The 16064-nt window shown below is 74.7% G+C and carries 11 protein-coding genes; 3 read left to right on the top strand and 8 right to left on the bottom strand.

The genetic code is table 11. From position 1 onward, the window contains the following. The first annotated feature begins 387 nt into the window (after nucleotides 1-387). Complete coding sequence (locus tag WMF11_RS02710; RefSeq protein ID WP_437549206.1) at nucleotides 388-1362, top strand: tetratricopeptide repeat protein; 975 nt, start codon at nucleotides 388-390, stop codon at nucleotides 1360-1362. An 18-nt stretch (nucleotides 1363-1380) separates the two neighbouring features. Here WMF11_RS02710 and WMF11_RS02705 read toward each other — a convergent pair whose 3' ends face one another. Continuing rightward, nucleotides 1381-2754 carry a hypothetical protein gene (locus tag WMF11_RS02705; protein WP_437976311.1) on the bottom strand — a complete coding sequence of 458 codons (1374 nt, stop codon included), beginning with the start codon at nucleotides 2752-2754 and terminating at the stop codon, nucleotides 1381-1383. Nucleotides 2755-3140: 386 nt separating this feature from the next. On the opposite strand from WMF11_RS02705, the gene WMF11_RS02700 reads away from it, so the two are divergent. Then, nucleotides 3141-4109, top strand: coding sequence for a hypothetical protein (locus tag WMF11_RS02700; protein WP_437906848.1), 969 nt, complete (start codon nucleotides 3141-3143; stop codon nucleotides 4107-4109). Nucleotides 4110-4155: 46 nt separating this feature from the next. Here WMF11_RS02700 and WMF11_RS02695 read toward each other — a convergent pair whose 3' ends face one another. Together WMF11_RS02695 and WMF11_RS02690 are read right to left on the bottom strand one after the other, a co-directional pair. Then, nucleotides 4156-4896, bottom strand: coding sequence for a hypothetical protein (locus WMF11_RS02695; RefSeq protein WP_437976310.1), 741 nt, complete (start codon nucleotides 4894-4896; stop codon nucleotides 4156-4158). 43 nt (nucleotides 4897-4939) lie between these two features. Beyond that, nucleotides 4940-7552 (bottom strand): hypothetical protein, encoded by a 2613-nt coding sequence (locus WMF11_RS02690; protein ID WP_437976309.1) that lies wholly within the window; start codon nucleotides 7550-7552, stop codon nucleotides 4940-4942. Between the two features lie 74 nt (nucleotides 7553-7626). Between WMF11_RS02690 and WMF11_RS02685 the strand changes: the two genes are divergently transcribed. Next, on the top strand, nucleotides 7627-9162 hold the full coding sequence (locus WMF11_RS02685) for a WD40/YVTN/BNR-like repeat-containing protein (RefSeq protein WP_437976308.1): 1536 nt from the start codon (nucleotides 7627-7629) through the stop codon (nucleotides 9160-9162). Nucleotides 9163-9257: 95 nt separating this feature from the next. On the opposite strand, the gene WMF11_RS02680 is transcribed toward WMF11_RS02685, so the two are convergent. The 5 genes from WMF11_RS02680 to WMF11_RS02660 form a co-directional block, all read right to left on the bottom strand. Then, nucleotides 9258-10163, bottom strand: a complete 906-nt coding sequence (locus tag WMF11_RS02680; RefSeq protein ID WP_437976307.1) for a hypothetical protein — start codon at nucleotides 10161-10163, stop codon at nucleotides 9258-9260. A 10-nt stretch (nucleotides 10164-10173) separates the two neighbouring features. Then, nucleotides 10174-11031, bottom strand: coding sequence for a hypothetical protein (locus WMF11_RS02675; protein ID WP_437906843.1), 858 nt, complete (start codon nucleotides 11029-11031; stop codon nucleotides 10174-10176). Nucleotides 11032-11313: 282 nt separating this feature from the next. Continuing rightward, complete coding sequence (locus WMF11_RS02670) at nucleotides 11314-12894, bottom strand: vWA domain-containing protein (protein ID WP_437976306.1); 1581 nt, start codon at nucleotides 12892-12894, stop codon at nucleotides 11314-11316. 11 nt (nucleotides 12895-12905) lie between these two features. Beyond that, entirely contained in the window at nucleotides 12906-14468 is a 1563-nt protein-coding gene (locus WMF11_RS02665; protein ID WP_437976305.1) for a hypothetical protein, read from the bottom strand. 353 nt (nucleotides 14469-14821) lie between these two features. Next, nucleotides 14822-15979 (bottom strand): zinc-dependent alcohol dehydrogenase, encoded by a 1158-nt coding sequence (locus WMF11_RS02660; RefSeq protein ID WP_437906840.1) that lies wholly within the window; start codon nucleotides 15977-15979, stop codon nucleotides 14822-14824. Nucleotides 15980-16064: the final 85 nt, after the last annotated feature.

Raw genomic sequence — 16064 nt, 5'->3', positions numbered from 1 at the left:
GGGGAGCGTCGGCGCGTGGGGCCGTCGGGGCAGTCTAAACGGAAGAAATGTCCTTGGCGACCTTTCCTCGATCGCCTCCACGATCGCCCCGCTCGTGAGGCCGGGGCCCCCGCGCGAGAGGCCGATCGCGAGGCCGTCCGTGAGGCGCTGCACCATGCGCCGTGCGCCATAGCCCCGATCGACGGGAGCCGCCAGTTGCTGGCATCGAGCGTCTGCATCGCACCTTCGCGCCACGAGATCCTGCGAGCAGAGTACACTGCTCCGCGCCCGCGCGATGCTCTTCCGATCATCCTTGTCGGGCGCCGCCGCCGGACGCCGGCCGGTGCGCGCCGGACGTCCCTGCCGGCCTTCTCGCCCTCCCGGGTGGGGACGAGGTAGTAGAGGAGGATGCGACCGGATCGCGCCGTGCTGCGCTGGTGGAGGGGAAGAGAGTACCGGCGCCTACTCGACGTGGCCGCGTCCGAGCTTGCCGGCTCGCGCCACGCCGACGCGGAGGCGACATGCGCGCGGGCGCTCCGGATCGCCGAGGAGATCTACGGCGACGGGGACGCCGAGCTGACGGCGCCGCTCTACGCGCTGAGCTCGGCGCGGCTCGCGCAGGGGCGGCTGGACGAGGCGCGCGCGAGCTCCGCGAGGGCGATCGCCATCGCCGAGGCGGCGGGGAGCGCCGATCCGCCGCTGCCGAGGCTGCTCGAGCAGCTGGCCGCCATCCTCGAGCGGCAGGGCGAGCTCGACGACGTCGAGGCGCTGTTCCGCCGGATGCTCGCGGGCTACGAGCGGATGCGCGATCCCGACCCCATCGAGCTGTCGGCGCTGCTGAACCGGCTCGGCCTGCTGCTCGGCAGGCGGGGGGCCCGCGCCGAGGCGGCGCCGCTCTTCCGGCGGGCGATCGCGCTGCGGGAGGGGGCGCTCGGCGCCCGCCACGCGCTCGTCGCGGAGGCGCTCTACAACGCCGCCACGTTCCTGGAGCAGGAAGACGACCTCCCGACCGCCGAGCGGGAGAGGATGCTCCGGAGGGCGCTCGAGATCGCCGAGGCGGGGGCGGGCGTGGACGGGGCCCTCCTTGCGTCGATCCTGCACAACCTGGCGGCCGCCCGGGAGGCGCTCGGGGACGCGGCCGAGGCGGCGGCGCTGTACGAGCGCGCGCTCTCCGCGCGGGAGGCGCTGGCCGGGGCCGCCCACCCGTCGCTCCGGCCGACGCTGGTCCGGCTCGCGCAGGTCCACCACGCCGCGGGGCGGCCGTCCACGGCGCTGCCGCTGTACGAGCGGGCGCTCGCGCTCGCCGAGGCGGAGCTCGGGGCGGATCACCCGGTGGCCACGGCGATCGGGGCCTGGATGGCCGAGGCGCGGAGCCGGAGCTGACCCTGCCGCTCCCGTCGATCAGCGCTCGGACGACGGATCGCCGCCTTCGCGCCAGCGCTCGACGAGCTCCGGGAGGACGGTCGAGGCCATCTGGAGCAGGTGCGCCATGTGGTGTTCGGGCGTGTTGCCCCGGAACCCGCGGACATGGAGCTCGCCCACGCTCGCCTCGGTGGTCGGGATCATCTGCTTCTCGAGCTTCTTCGAGACGGCGCCCTCGGCCGCGCGCAGCCGCAGGTGCGGGGGCGCGTCCGACGCGGGCGATCGCTCGACGTGGCGCCCTGCCCCGGCGTCGAGCAGGTAGCTGGCCGTGGCGGCGGAGCTGGCGTACGCGATCGGGTCGATCTCCGAGTGCGTGATGGTGAACAGCAGCTTCTCCGAGGCGGCGAGCTGCGCGGCGCGCGCGAACGAGGCGAGCTGCAGCGGGTTGAGGCCGCTCGGCTGCTCCGGGACGAAGCCGCAGTGGATGCCATCGGTGACGAGGATCGCGTCGAGGGCCTCGGTGCCGCGGCGGAGCTCGAGGATCTTGGCGACCGCGCCGTAGCCCGCGCTCCACGAGGAGAGGGCGACCCGGCGGAGCCGCGGGGTCGGCAGCCCGCGCTGCGCGAGCGCCCGGTCGATGTCCACGAGCAGGCTCTCGTAGACGCCCGGCGTCGCGTAGAAGTCCTCGTACGCGCCCGAGCCGATGCCGAGGTTGATGACGGCGACCGCGGCGTTCAGCCCGGCGACCTCGGCGCTCTCGCGGACGAGCTGGGTGTTGCCGTGGAAGTGCAGCAGGAGATCGTAGCTCGACCCCGTGGGCCTGAACGTGTCGGGCGTGAAGAGCACGCCGCCGCGGATCGACGCGTACCCCTCGTGCTTGATCGCGGGCGGCGGCGTCACCGGCGCGGGAGGCGGCGCCGGCGGCTGCAGGCGCGCGAGCCCCTCCGGCGCGACGGCCGCGCTCGCCCCGGCGTCCTCGCGCGAGGAGCGCAGCGCGAGCAGCGATGCGCGGTTGACGGGGGTCATGGCGCGGAAGGCCTCGGCGGAGGCGATCGGCATCCGCGCGGCGATCCCGCGCGCGGCGGCGGCGACGACGACGATCACGGTGGCCGCGGCCAGGACGAACGCCCCGAGGGCGCGCCACACACGCGCGCGGCGCTCGTCCGGCGAGGGCGAGGACCAGGAGCCGTACGGCCCGGCCCCGGCCATGGGGAAGGGCGGCGTCCCCTGCGGCGCTGGCGGGGCGAAACCGGGCAGGAACGCTTGCTCCTCCGGCGCGGGGGCCATGCCGAGGGGGGGCAGGTCGAGGGGAAGACCGCGATCCGCGCAACCCTGGATCACGGTGACGGGCGGCGGCGTGGGCGTCGGCGACAGGTCCGCAGGCGACCCGTCAGCGCGCACGTTTCCCTTCATTTCGATACCCCTCCCTTACAACGGGGATGTAGCGCCGAGCCCTGGTTTGCCAGGCGCTGCGTCTGTTCCGTGAGCGCGCCGCATGGCGGCAGCGCGCTGCGTTTCTGCTCCTGCCGTGAGCCCGGAAGGCGTCGCGGCAGGCGGAGCATCGACCAGTACGGTCTCCAGCTCAAGCGACAACCGTTCCGTACGCGCATATTTAAGCGTGGCCGTAATACCCTGTCCCCTGCTGGAACACGCGTGGGTGAGCCTGTCGGGCCGCAAAGCGAGGGAGCGGGCGGGGTGTGCCCGGGGCTGCGCTGGTGCGCGCGAGCGGGGACGTGAGCACGCCGGCGACGAAACGCGCACTTGCGCCCCTGTCCGGCACCCACCAAGGTGCTCGGCGCTTGCTCTCCCGCGAGGTCCGCTTCCTGCTCGCAGCGACGCTGCTCCATGCCGCCATCCCGCTGCTCGCGCGGATCGCGGGCGCCCCGGGGCCGGTGCTCGAGGCCCGATCGAGCGGCGCGCGCCGCGAGGTGGAGATCGAGATAGAGCCCGTCGCGCCGCGCGGGTCGGAGCAGGACGAGGCGCGCACGCCCCCGCCGCGCACGCCGGACGAGGCACGGCCGCGCGAGGCAGAGCCGGTCCTCGGCCGGACGGCGCGCCGCGAGCGGCGGCCGCTCGATCCACGAGCGCCGACGGAGGCGCCGGTCGAGCCGCGGGAGGGTCCCGTGGCGCCTCCGGCCCCCGCGCCGTCGAGCGAGTACGACGGGCCGCCGACCGCCGAGGCGCCGCGCGGGGTCGCCGGCCTCGGGGGGGCGCCGGTGTGGCAGCTGCCCGGCGTTCTGCCGGATCGCGCGCCGCCGGCGCCGGCGCCGACCGCGCCGGCCGCGCCGCGCGAGGTCTCGGCGGACAGGGCGGGCGAGCTGCTGCGCGAGGCGATGCGCGATCGGGACAAGACGCTGGGGCTGGATCTGCCCGCCGCCGGCACGGTCGCGTCCGTTGTGGCGGACGCGGTGCGCAGCGCGGAGACGCCCTCGACGGCGCGCGCGGTGTTCGAGGTGCACCTGAGCGGCGCCGGCGCGGTGCTCGGGGTGCGCGCGCTGTCGTCGACGGCCGGAGCGGCGGCGCTCTGGGCGCGGGTGGCGCGCGAGGCGGCGGCGCAGCTCGCCGGGCGCGTGCTCGCGATGACCGCCGCGTTCGCCAAGGGGGCGAAGGTCTACGTCACGGTGAGCTCGTCGGTGCAGATGCCGAGCGGCGCCACGTCGGGCGGGATCCACCACCAGGGCGCGGGCTTCGGGTTCGACGTCGCCGACATCGGGGCCCGGCCCCGCCGCCTCGTCCAGTCGAGCTTTCGCGTCGAGGCGATCGACTGAGGCGATCGCAGAGGCGGAGGCGCGCGACGCGCGCGAGCCCGGGCGATCAGCGGCCCCGGCGCGCCTTCCAGCGCCTGGTGCGCGCGGCGCTCGCGGCGAGGCCGATCCAGAGCAGCCCGAGCAGGCTCAGCGCCGCGGGGACGCCGGTGAGCCAGACGAGCGCCGGCAGCGGCGGGCGCGTCGGACAGGGGCGGCGCGTGTCGAAGCGGCAGGCGTGATGCCGATCGAGCTCCTCCGCGGCGGCGCGGACCTCGGGGACGTCGTCCGGCAGACCCCGCAGGGCCGCGGAGGCCATCATGTACGCCGCAGACGCGGCGCGATCGTGGGCCGGGTCGGCCGGCACGCGGTCGCGCACGAGCTCGCTCAGCCGGGCGGCGCGCTGCGCCGGCGCCTGCTCGGCCAGCGCTCCGGCGAGGTGCCGAGCGAGCGCCTCGTCGAGCTGCAAGGCGCAGGCGACGGCGCGATCTTCCCCAGGCGTGAGGTAGACCGTCTCGCCCGACGCCGTCTGGCGCGGCTCCGTGCCGGACGCCGCGACCGGCTTGCGCAGCGCGACCCGCGCCCCGCGGACGCAGCTCGGGACCCTCGGGAGGGCGCGCAGGTGCACCGCGGCGTAGCGCTGGTACGCGACGCCGGCGATCGCGCCGAGCGAGAGCGCCAGCGCGAGGAGCGCCGCGACCCGGCGCATGCCGGCGCGCTCTCCGGCGCTGGCGCGCGCTGGCGGCGCGGCGCGCTCCTCGCCGGTCTCGGGCGCGGGAGCCGGCTCGCCGGAGGGCTCTCGGGACGACATGGCCGGCGGTATGGACAGCCGCGACGACGCTGTCAATGCGCCGTCACGAGGGGGGCGCCGCGCCGGCGAGGCGCGCCACCTGCGCCCACGCGCGGGCCGCCTCCTCGTGCCCGGTCGCGGCCGCGAGCTGCGCCAGGAACTGCGCGCACGCCTGCTCGCCGTGGGCATCCTCGGCTTCGCGGGCGCGCGCGAGGGCGCTCAGCGCCTCGAGGAGCGCGCCCTCCGTGCGGCCCGCGGCGGCCAGCGCGACGCCGTAGGCGAGCAGCGCCCGGGCCCGCTGCGAAGGCGACGCGTCGGCCTCCGCGGCGATCCGGAAGCGCCGGAGCGCCTCCTCCTTCGCGCCGCGCCCGAGCGAGATCAGGCCGGTCATGCGCTCCGCCAGATCGAGGTGCTCGCCGGTGCGGCGGAGCTCGCCCACGAGCCGCTCGAGCGTGCGGAGGTCGCCCTGGACGAGCGCCTGCTTGGCCAGCTCGGCGAGGCGGAGCGCGATGTCGTTCATCGACATGACGGGCGACTCCGTGGTCTTCGCGAGCAGATCGTCGGAGGCGTCGCCGCACGGAAGGCCGACGTCCGGGGAGGTCGCGTCGGGAAAGTCCGTAGGCGGGTCGTCCGGCTGCGCCGCGGGCGCGCCGGGGCGGGAGCGCTCGCCGACAGGCGCCGGCGCCGCGCGCTGCGGCTCCGGCGCGTCGCCGACCACCTCGATGGGCGTGCGGTGGGTGGGCGGCTGGCTCGACGAGCTGTCCGGCGCCTCGTCGCGGTGATCTCTCGCGGTCTCCTGCTCGTCGGCGAACGCGAGCAGCTCCGCGGCCGCGCCCTCGAGCAGCGCGTCGCCGGCCGCGCGCCCGGCGCGCCCGGCGAGATCGGCCGCGGAGCGCCGATCGCCCGCCTTCGCGGCGTGCCACGCGGCGTCGGCGAGGCCGAGCACGCTGGCGTGATCCTCGACGACCCGCGCCGCGGCCAGGTGCCACGCGGCGCGCTCGCCCGGCGGGACGCCCGCGAGCAGGGCGTCGCGCAGCGTGCGCGAGGAGAGCCGCAGCCAGCCAGGCTCCGGCCGGAAGACCCAGCCGGCGCCGAGCAGCGCCGCCTGGACCGCGGCCACCTTCGGGGCGCCGGTGCCGTCGCACAGCGCGTCGATCGCCGCGTCCGACGCGTCCCCGCCGAGGGTCGCGAGCGCGGTGAGCACCGTGCGCTGGCCGATCGCGAGAAGGCGCAGCCGGCCCTCGATCGAGCGGAGCGCGGGGGGCGCGGCGAGCTCGGCGCCGGTCATCGTGCGCGGGGGCCTGCCCCGCCCGGCGCTGCGCCGGCGCGGCCCGACGCTCCTGCCGATCCAGCGCAGCGCGCCGCTCTCCAGCGCCTCGCAGAGGAGCTCGCGCACGGCCAGCGGGAACGCGGGCGCGCGCGCGGCCCAGCGGCGCGCGCCCGCCTCGTCGATGCAGCCGTCGAGGAGGCGGCGGACGAGATCCTGCGCGCCCGGCGCGGGGAGCGGCCCCAGCGTGACCGCGGCGGCGGGGGTGAGCGCGGTGAGCGGCGCGGGGAGCGGATCCGAGCGCCCGAGCCGGGCGACGGCGCGCGGGCCGCCGCCCGGCGAGAGGGCGAGGGCGATCGCGTCGAGGCTCGCGGCGTCGACCTCGGAGGCGTCGTCGACGGCGAGCAGGCCGACGCGGACGTCCGACGGGGCGAGCCACACGGCGAGAACCTCGGCGGCGATCCTCGGCTCGACGCCCTCGCCGGCGAGGAGCCGCGCGAGCGCGGGCTTCAGCCGATCCGGGAGCACCGGCGCGCGGGCGCGGCTCTTCTCGGCGCGGAGCGCCGCGCGCGCGAGGGCGCGCCGGAGCGCGCCGAACGGCTCGCGCGAGGCCCCGATCGGCGCGACGAAGAGGCTCCGCGACGGCGCGAGCAGCCGCTCCAGCTCAAGGAGCAGCCGCGTGCCGCCGGCGCCGGGCTCGGCCCGGACGATCGCGAGGGAGCCGGGGGGCACGGCGAGCTCGGCGAGCTCGGCGTCGCGGCCGATGAGCGGCGGCTTGCACAGGCGCGCCACGCTCTCGGCGACCTGCCTGCGCAGCGGCTGCTGCGCGTCGAGGCGGAGGCCGCGCACCCGGCGCGCGCCGTCGATGCCGCGGTGGGCGCCGAGGGTCATGAGCTCGCCCGAGAGCACGGCGGGTAGCGCCGGATCGAGGAGCACGTCGCCGGGGAGCGCGACGCGGGCGAGCATGACGGCGACGAGCAGCGGCTGTCCCCAGGACAGCGCGGTGAAGCGCCCCGCCTCGCCGACGTAGGTCATCTCGCCCCGCGCGATGCCGACCGCGAAGCGCGCGTCGGGGTGCACCGACGCGTCCTCCGCGGCGAGCGCGGCGAGCAGCACGGCCTCCTCGACGTCGTCGGGGGTGAACTCGAACGAGAAGGTCTGGGCGCTCCAGGCGCACAGGGTGGCGCCGAGCGCCTCGGCGCGCTTCTTCAGCGCGAGCGCCCTCGCGAGGTAGCTCTCCTCGCCGCGCGCGGCGCCGCCGCCGGCGCGCGCGGCGCCCTTCTGGCGCGACGGCGGCGCGGGCGCCCGCGCCGCGCCGCGGCGGCCGGGCCACGGCGCGACCGCGTCCGTGCTGTCTGGCTGCGAGAGGGCCGCAGTACCTCGAAAGGACACGACGATGCGCTCCGGCATTGCGGCGAGTGTAGCGGGGCGCGGAGGGCGCGTGGGCGGTTCTCGGCGCGCGCCGCGGTACGATGGATCCCTTGATGCGACCGTCTCCCCAGCGCGCCGTGAGGCCGAGCTCTCGCCCGGCGCGCGCCGCCGCGCTCGCCGCGCTCGCCGTCGCGGCGCGCGCCGTCGCGCTCGTCGCCATGGCGCTCCCCTCCCCTGCGGCCGCGAACGGCGTCTTTCCCTCGGCGGACCAGATCGTGTTCGACCCGGCGGATCCAGCGCGCGCCGTCGCCCGGATGACGTACGGCCTGCTGACCACGCGAGACGGGGGCGCGAGCTGGCGCTGGATCTGCGAGGGCGCGGTCGGGTACGACGACACGGCCGGTCAATCCCCGCCCATCGCGGCGGCGGCGAGCGGCCGGGTGTTCGCCGCGCTGACCGACGGCATCGCGGTCGGCGCCGACGGCGGCTGCGCCTGGGTGCGCGCCGCCGAGCTCGCCGGGCGGGAGGTGATCGATCTCTCGGTCCGGCAGGGCGATCCGTCGCACGTCGTCGCGGTGGCCGCGGGGACCAGGCACAGCCTCTGGGCGTCGCGCGACGGCGGCGCGAGCTGGACCGGCGCGGGGGCGCCGCTCCCGGTGGGCTTTGTGGCCCGGACGGTCGACGTCGCGCCGTCGGATCGGCGGCGGGTCTACGTGAGCGGCCTTGCGAGCGAGGGCGGCTCCGTCAAGGGGGTGCTCGCGCGCTCGGCCGACGGCGGGGAGACGTGGCAGACCGCGGCGGTGCCGGGGAGCACGACGTCGCGCGAGCCTTACATCGCGGGGGTGGATCCGGTCGACGCCGACGTGCTGTACGTGCGGATCGCGAGCGCGCCGGGGCGCCTGTTCGTCTCGAAGGACGGCGGGGCGGCGTTCGCGCCGGTGTTCACGACCGAGGGCTTCGTGCGCGCGTTCGCGATCTCGCCGGACGGCGCGACGGTGGTGGTGGGCAGCGACATCGACGGCGTCTTCCGCGCGCCCTCGTCGACGCTGGCCTTCGAGCGGGTCTCGAGCGTCGCGCCGCGCTGCTTCGCCTGGACGGATTCGGGCCTCTACGCGTGCGCGAGCGAGTTCCTGGACGGCTTCACGATCGGCCGCTCGCTCGACGGCGGCGCGACGTTCGAGCCGCTGCTCCAGCAGGGGTGCATTCGTGGTCCTCTGGAGTGCGCGGCGAGCACCGCGGTCGGAGCGGTCTGCCCGGCGGACTGGCCGAGGATCGCGCTGATGACGGGCCACCGGGACTGCACGCCGGACGCCGGTTCACCCGCGGCCGGCAGCGGCACGAGCGCCGTCGCGACCGGCGCGACCGGCGCGGCGGCAAGCGGCGGCGGCCAGGCGAGCGCCGCGGGTGTAGGCGGAGCGCCCGACGGACCAGGAGGCGGGGCGCCGCCATCTGGCGGAGCGCGGCCGGGCGGAGCGGGCTGCGGCTGCCGTACCGGCGGCGCGGAGGAGGGCCAGGCCGGCGCCGTTGCCGCCGGGTCCCTGGCGGCGGCCGCGGCGGTGCGACGGAGGTCGCGACGCGCTGGCGTCATCGCACGAGGGGTGCAGGGCCGAGCCAGGACCAAAACGGACAGCCTCGAGGGCCGCCTCTGAGAGGTCGCGACGTGCGGGCGCCCCCTCGCGAAGGGGGCACGTCGATCCGGAACCGGAGTCGGCCCCCTCATGAGGCCGCTCCGACAGGTGACGAGTCAGGGAGAGATGACGACCCGCTGCGCGGCCATCGCGACGTCGCCGTTCGGGTCCTCCAGGGCAACCTCGATATCGAGCGGTTGCCCCCGGACGGCCTCGACCGGGAGCCCCCGGTCCACCTGAAAGCGCACGCCATCGATCTCGCAGCGGTCCTCCCCGGCCTTGTGCATCGTGACCTGCGCGGTGAAGGGAAGGAGCTCGAACTCCATCTCGGGGAAGTACCCCTCCACGGTCAGGCGCGACCCCATCTGCCGGAGGCCGGTCACGCGCAGCGCGAGCCACACGTGATGGCCCCCTTGAGGGCCCGCCTCGATCGGCACCACCTCGCCATGCTCCAGCGAAGCGAACGCGCTCTCCCCCTGCCCGATCACGACAGCGGGGTCGCCAGAGCCCGGCGTCTTGCACGCATCGCTCGCCGACGCGATCCACAGCGGGTCGTGGTCGGTGAGGGCGGAGGGGGCGATGAAGGGCTCGACGCACGCCCCCGCCGCGCAGGTCGCGCTCGCCGCGCAGGGGGTCGCGCAGCACGCCTCGTCGAGCGAGATGGGCAGGAGCAGACTCCGCCCGCCAGCCGCGCGGGTCGCGCCCCTCCGCGTCACGATGGGAGAGGCCTCGCCGTCGCGGAACGCCGCGATGGACAGCTCGATCTCCGCGCCGTCGGGCGCTGGCCCGACCACGAGCTCGGCCGGGAGCGACAGCTCTCCCCCGCCATACGAGAGACGCTCGGTGCCCGTGACGACGCCATCCACCTTCGTGGTCGTCTCGATGTGATCGAACTGGAAGCCAACCGCCATATCCGTGGTGAGGCCGAACACCACGAGCGCGTCAGCCGCCTCGCCCGCACAGCCCGCGGAGCACAGGAGGAGCAGCGCGAGCAGCGCCTCGTGGGTCGGCCGCACGCTCACCTGGGGACGCTCAGCCCGACGTGCGCGATGAGCGCTTGCGGCGCCGCGCAAGCCAGCCTGCCGCCGCGGCGAACACGGCGAGCGGCGCGGTGAGGGAGGCCTTGCTCGCAGGCCTGGCGGCGCACATGCCGGCTGCGAGGTTCCCGTCGATGCCGTCTGGACCGATGGTGACCTCCGCCTTGGCCTCCACGCTGATGCCCTGCGCGAGCAGCGCGTTCACGCACGCCGGGATCTGCGATCCGGAGATGATGTACTTCCCATTGCAGAAGAGCGCGCCGTCGCCGCTGCAGGAAGCGTCGCAGTTCGCGCGGAACTCGTGCTCGCAGTCCTCGAACTCCTCGTTCTGACACGTGGTCTGGCAGTCCATGTTCGCGTCGGCCGTGCACGAGCCCCCGCAGCACTCGATGCAGTGCTGGTAGCAGCCGCCATCCACCGTCACGCACTTGGCGCCGCACTCGCTGTCGCAGTTCGCGTCCCACGTCGCGGCGCACTGGGCGGCGTCGACGGCGCCACGGCACTCGACGTCCCGCGTGGTGGTGCACTCGACGAAGCAGTTGTGGGAGCAGATGACATTGATGCCCCTGTCGCAGTCCGCGCTGCACTGCTCGGTGCAGCTGTCCGTGCAGCCCGCCTCCGCCGACAGAGTGCAGTCCGTCTTGCAGACTTGCACGAGCTTCGTGGCGCACGCTGTCTTGTAGATCCCGAGCTCGCTGCAGCCCGCGGTGCACTCGCCCGTGACGCGCACTTCGCAGTTCGACAGGCCCTCGAAGCGAATGTTGCCGCACTCCGGGACACCCGCGCTCGCCGGGAGAGCGGCCGTGAGACAGACGGTGATGCTCGCCAGCCCGAACCACATGGATCTTCGCATAGGTGCACTCTCCTCCTCGACGGCCGGGAAAATTCGATCCTACACAAGGCGATCGCCGCGAGGAAGCGACATCGCCGCGGCGCACGTTCGCGGCGCACGGGACGCGTTGTTGTGTACGCGTACACGCGTACACGCGTACACGCGTACACGCGTGGCGCATGTGGAGACGTGGAGACGTCGAGACGCGTGTTGACGGGGATCGACGTGAATGGGGGTCACGGGCGCGGCGCGCTGGAGTCACCTGGCGCGCCTCGCCGTCACCTGGCGCGCGGCGCGCGGGGCTCAATCGGCGGGCCAGGGGTTCGGCGGATCCGCCGGCGTGTAGGGCAGCACGTTCGCCTCCGCCGTGATGAGGTTCTCGATGAACAGATCGACGTAGCGCAGGTCGTCCTCGACGTCGGGGTCCGGATGATCCGCGAGCCACGCCTCGACGTTCGGCCGCAGCGCCTCGAGCGTGCGCCGCGCGGTGCGGGGGTCGGCGTCCGCGGCGAGCTGGGCGGCGAGCTTGAACCCGGCGAAGAGGTTCAACATCACGAAGCCCTTCTCGACGGTGTCGCCGGAGAAATAGCCGGCCTCGGGCGGCGCGTCGGGCGCGCTCGGCGCCTCGATGTCGACCTCCTGCGCGTGCGCCTCGCCCGTCAGCGGGTGCCGCCACGACAGCGCGAGGCTGCCCACGGCGCGCGGGTCCTCGACGCCTTGCTGGTCGGGCTTCGGCACGAGCTCGAGCAGGATGGCGCCTCCGCCGCCGCGCCGGCCGGAGCCAACAGGCTCCGCGGCGCTCGTCCGGCCGGCGAGGAAGAGGCTCGGGATGTGCACGGCGCCGCCGCGCTCGCCGCCCTGCCAGCCGTTCGTGCCGTACGCGCCGCGCACGACGTAACCGTCGCCCACGGCGACGTCGAGCTCCACGTCGAGCGCCAGCGGCACGAGGAACGTCTTCACCTCCTCGGCGAAGACCTCCTCCACCGCCTTCGGGTCCTCGAGGAAGTAGAAGTTGCCGGCGCCGACCTCGCTGATCCCGCGCATCGCGTCGACGTCGAACTCGGCCCCGACGCCGATGGCCGTGAGGCCGATCCCCTTCTCCGCGTACCCGGCCGCGAGCGACACGAGCCGCTGAGGCGAGGTGAGCCCGGCCGTGGCCACGCCGTCGGACAGGAAGATCACGCGGTTCTGCCAGGCCGGATCGAGGTGCTGCTCGGCGAGCGCGTAGGCGGTGAAGAGCCCCTCGTACAGGTTGGTCGACCCCCGCGCGGTCAGGCCCTCGAACGCCTCCGTGAGCGCCTCTCTGTCCGAGCCCTCCGCCTGCTCGAGGACGACCTCGGCCGCGTCCGCATAGCGGACGAGCGAGATCCGGTCGGTCGGCTCGAGGGCGTCGATCATCTCGACGAGCCCCGCCCGGACGTAGGCGATCGGGTCGCCTTCCATCGAGCCGCTCGTGTCGACGGCGATGACGAGGTGCAGCGGCGGCCGCTCGAGCGCGCCGAGGTCCACGGGCGAGTTCATCCCGATCTGGATGAGCGTGCAGGGCGAGCCGCTGATCATGTTGCCCATGATCCCGAGCAGCCCGTGCATGCACACGTCCTCGCCGCAGGTCGCGGCCGGGTAATCGAGCTTGTGCTCGGCGAAGAAGCCGACGTCGTCGAGCGTGTCCGGCCCGGGGATCTCGCCGTCCTCGAGGATCTGCCGGAACAGGCCGAAGTCCTGCGCGCCGCCCTGGGAGACGCCCACGCTGCCCGGGGACGGGGACCCGGGGGGGTCCGGGGGGAAGGTGATGCCGCCGGATTCGCGGTCCGAGGACGCGCAGCCGGCCGCGCCGAGCGCGGCGGCGGCGCCGAGCGCGAGGACCTCATGCATTCGGATCTTCATGGCGTGACCTCCTACGGCGCCGCGGCGGCGGCGACCAAGACCGACTCGAGCAGGCGGGGTTGATCGACGGGGACGGTGAAGCACTCCGCGTCGCGCACCGGCATGTCGTCGGCGCGCACGAGGAAGAGCGCGCCGGCGCCCTCGGCGAGCGCCGCGCTCTCGCCGGGCCGCAGCGAGACGACCCCGGAGACGCCGTCGCCGAGCAGCGACGCCTCGAGCGGCTCGACGAGGCTGCCGCACGCGTCGTGGAACCCGCCGCAGGCCGCGAGCGGCGAGAGATCGGCCGTGAAATGGGCGGCCGGCTGCCGGCCGACCATCGACCAGCGGGCGAGCACGTTGCCGCGCAGCGCGAGCACCGCGTGCGTCTCGCTCTCGATGTGGAGGCCGCGCGCGAACGCCAGCTGGTCCTGCAGGAGCTCGGGGTACCTGCCGCCGTCGATCGCGACGGCGCTCACATGGAGGACGTCGCCCTCGCTGAACGGGATCGCCTCGGCAGGGGCGCAGAGGAAGAAGGTCTCGCCGCGATCGAGCGCGAGGGCGTGGCACCCGTCCGGCGACGACGTCACGCCGGTGAGGACCCCTGCTCTGGAGACGGGCACGGTCCAGTCGAGCCCGCTTCGATTGGCCGAGGCGCCGCATGCGCCCGCGGGAGCCGGCGTTTCGATGGGCGGCGCCGGGAAGATCGCCGGGTGCTCGACGAGCTCGAGCCTGGCCCCGGCGCGCTGCAGCGTGATCATCCGATCCGGCTGCGGGTTCTCCGTCGACGTGACGACCTCCTGCTCCGGAAACTCCGCAGCGGACCACGCGAGGAGCGTGAGCGGCAGCCCGTCAGCGTCGATCAAGTAGGCATCGCACCCCGCGTTGCCCAGCGGGAGCGCGCGGCCGGGCGCGATGAGCCAGGTCTCGGCGTTCGCGAACAGATCGCGCGAGAGGGCGCTCGTCGGGTCGTCCAGCACGACGCCGCAGTCGACCCGCACCGACTCCCGGAGGCGCCGCACGCGGATGAGCTGCTCGGTCCCGGTCGTGTTGCCGATCACGAGCGACGCGAGCTCCTGCGGCTGCGGCGGCGCGCACCCCTCGGCCTCGCCGCACGGAGGCGGATCGTAGCTCGTGGCCACGCAGGACAGGCTGCCCGCCATCAGCGCCAGGCGGTGCGCGACCGGGCGCGCGGGCGCCGGCCGCGCCATCGCCTCGCCGAGCACGCGGTACGAGGCGAGGAGGACCGGCAGCGCGATGAGGTCCGTCGGGTCGACGGTGATCCGCCACGGGAGCGGCGTGAGCGCCGTCAGCCCCTCGACCGCGCGGGCGGCCTCCGGAGCGAGCTTGATGGCCGAGAAGACGACGCCGATGACGACGTGCGCGCCGAGGAATCCGCGGCGCGAGGTCACGCGGAGCAGCGAGGCGAGGACCGCGGGCGCGACCACGAGCCCCGCGAAGTCGCTGAGCTTCCCGGTCAACCACCCAGGGAGCACGCCAGAGCCCTTGAGGGCGTGATCGTTGAGGACGAGGAGCGCCAGGGCTCCCAACCATAAGGGGTGAAGGAGCGTTCGAGTTGAGCGCAGATCTGGAGCCATCGGGAGCTCTCCTTCCGTGCGATCAGAGGCCATCGCGGGCGGCTGAGCAAGCGAGCGGAGCGCTCGCCGAGGTCCGGCCCCAAGCAAGCGCCATACCCTGAACAAACAAACATCAATTCAACAAATTACACAGCAACGCGGCCGCGCGCCCCTGACGCCGGTGTCAGGCGTCAGGGCTGCGGCGGGCCCTGGTTCGCGTGGCCGCGGCGCCCGGGCGCGTGGCCGCTCCCGAGCGTGGGATCGACGGGCGGAGCATCGCGCGCCGACAAGAGGGCGTGATGGCGGTGTTCGAAGGGCGGAGGGCGCATGAAGGCGCGCCGGACGAGCGCTGGAGGGGTGATCCGCGCCCTGCGTCAGGGCTTGAGGACGACCTTGACGCAGTCGTCGAGCTTCTTGTTGAAGATCTCGTAGGCGTGCGGGGCGCGCGAGAGCGGCAGGCGGTGGGTGATGATGTCGTCCGCCCGGAGGTGGCCGTCCTCGATGTGCTTGAGGATCCGGTCGATGTAGTTGTGCGCCGGCGCCTGGCCGGCCTGGAGCCTCAGGCCCTTGTCGAAGACCTGGCCCAGCGGGAAGTTGTCGTAGGGCACGCCGTAGACCCCAACGACCGGCACGACCCCGCCCCGGCGCACGGCGCTCAGGGCGAGCCGGAGGGCCGATATCGTCCCGACCTGGCCGTGAAGGGCGCTGGAGGCCTTCTCGAGGAGGCCGCGGTGCGCCTCCATCCCGACCGCGTCGACGCACACGTCCGCGCCGCGCCCGCTCGTCATCGCGCGGATCGCCTCGACGGCGTCGACCTTGTCGACGTTGACGGTCTCGGCCTTGGCGACCTCGCGGGCCGTCTTCAGGCGGTACTCCTCCCGATCGACGCCGATGACGCGCGCCGCGCCGCGGAGCCAGGCGCACTTCATGGTCGCGAGGCCGACAGGCCCGCATCCGAACACGGCGACCGTCTCTCCCCCCTTGAGCTCGGCCCACTCGATGGCCGTCCACCCGGTGGGGAGGATGTCGGTCGTGAAGAGGACCTGCTCGTCGGTGAGGCGCTCAGGCACCCTCCGTGGCCCGAAGTCGGCGTAAGGGACGCGCACGTACTCGGCCTGGCCCCCGTTGTAACCGCCGTAGAGGTCCGTGTACCCGAAGAGGGCGCCGCCCTTGCCCTCGAGCGTGCCGCCCTCGGGGCCGTAATGCTTGGGGTTGGAGCTCTCGCAATGGCCGGGCAGCTCCGCCTGACAGAAGAAGCAACGCCCGCACGCGATGGGGAACGGGACAACGACCCTGTCGCCTTTCCGCAGCTTCGTGACCTGCGGGCCGATCTCCTCGACGATGCCCATGAACTCATGGCCGAGCACCATGGGCTTCGCCTGGGGGAAGAAGCCGTTGTAGATATGCAGATCCGAGCCGCAGATCGCGGTCGCGGTGACGCGCACGATGACGTCGGTGGGCTCTTCGATCCGGGGATCCGGGACGTCCTCGACGCGGACGTCCGAAGGTTTGTGGAAAACCAGGGCCTTCACGGTGCCTCCTTTCGGGTGACACATCGGTACGGGCGCTCGGCGGCTCTACCGGCCGGGCCGGCGCACGACAGCTGAACCACAGCGC

The organism is Sorangium sp. So ce295 (genome assembly GCF_051527405.1).
GTDB lineage: Bacteria > Myxococcota_A > Polyangia > Polyangiales > Polyangiaceae > Sorangium > Sorangium cellulosum_B.
Note: the sequence above shows the minus strand (reverse complement) of the source record. Positions and strands in the feature narration are given on the sequence as shown.

What these genes read in the sequence shown, in the direction of transcription:
- WMF11_RS02675 (WP_437906843.1), bottom strand. Translation starts at nt 11,031, where the DNA reads ATGCGAAGATCCATGTGGTTCGGGCTGGCGAGCATCACCGTCTGTCTC.
- WMF11_RS02705 (WP_437976311.1), bottom strand. Translation starts at nt 2,754, where the DNA reads ATGAAGGGAAACGTGCGCGCTGACGGGTCGCCTGCGGACCTGTCGCCG.
- WMF11_RS02665 (WP_437976305.1), bottom strand. Translation starts at nt 14,468, where the DNA reads ATGGCTCCAGATCTGCGCTCAACTCGAACGCTCCTTCACCCCTTATGG.
- WMF11_RS02710 (WP_437549206.1), top strand. Translation starts at nt 388, where the DNA reads ATGCGACCGGATCGCGCCGTGCTGCGCTGGTGGAGGGGAAGAGAGTAC.
- WMF11_RS02690 (WP_437976309.1), bottom strand. Translation starts at nt 7,552, where the DNA reads ATGCCGGAGCGCATCGTCGTGTCCTTTCGAGGTACTGCGGCCCTCTCG.
- WMF11_RS02685 (WP_437976308.1), top strand. Translation starts at nt 7,627, where the DNA reads ATGCGACCGTCTCCCCAGCGCGCCGTGAGGCCGAGCTCTCGCCCGGCG.
- WMF11_RS02695 (WP_437976310.1), bottom strand. Translation starts at nt 4,896, where the DNA reads ATGTCGTCCCGAGAGCCCTCCGGCGAGCCGGCTCCCGCGCCCGAGACC.
- WMF11_RS02670 (WP_437976306.1), bottom strand. Translation starts at nt 12,894, where the DNA reads ATGAAGATCCGAATGCATGAGGTCCTCGCGCTCGGCGCCGCCGCCGCG.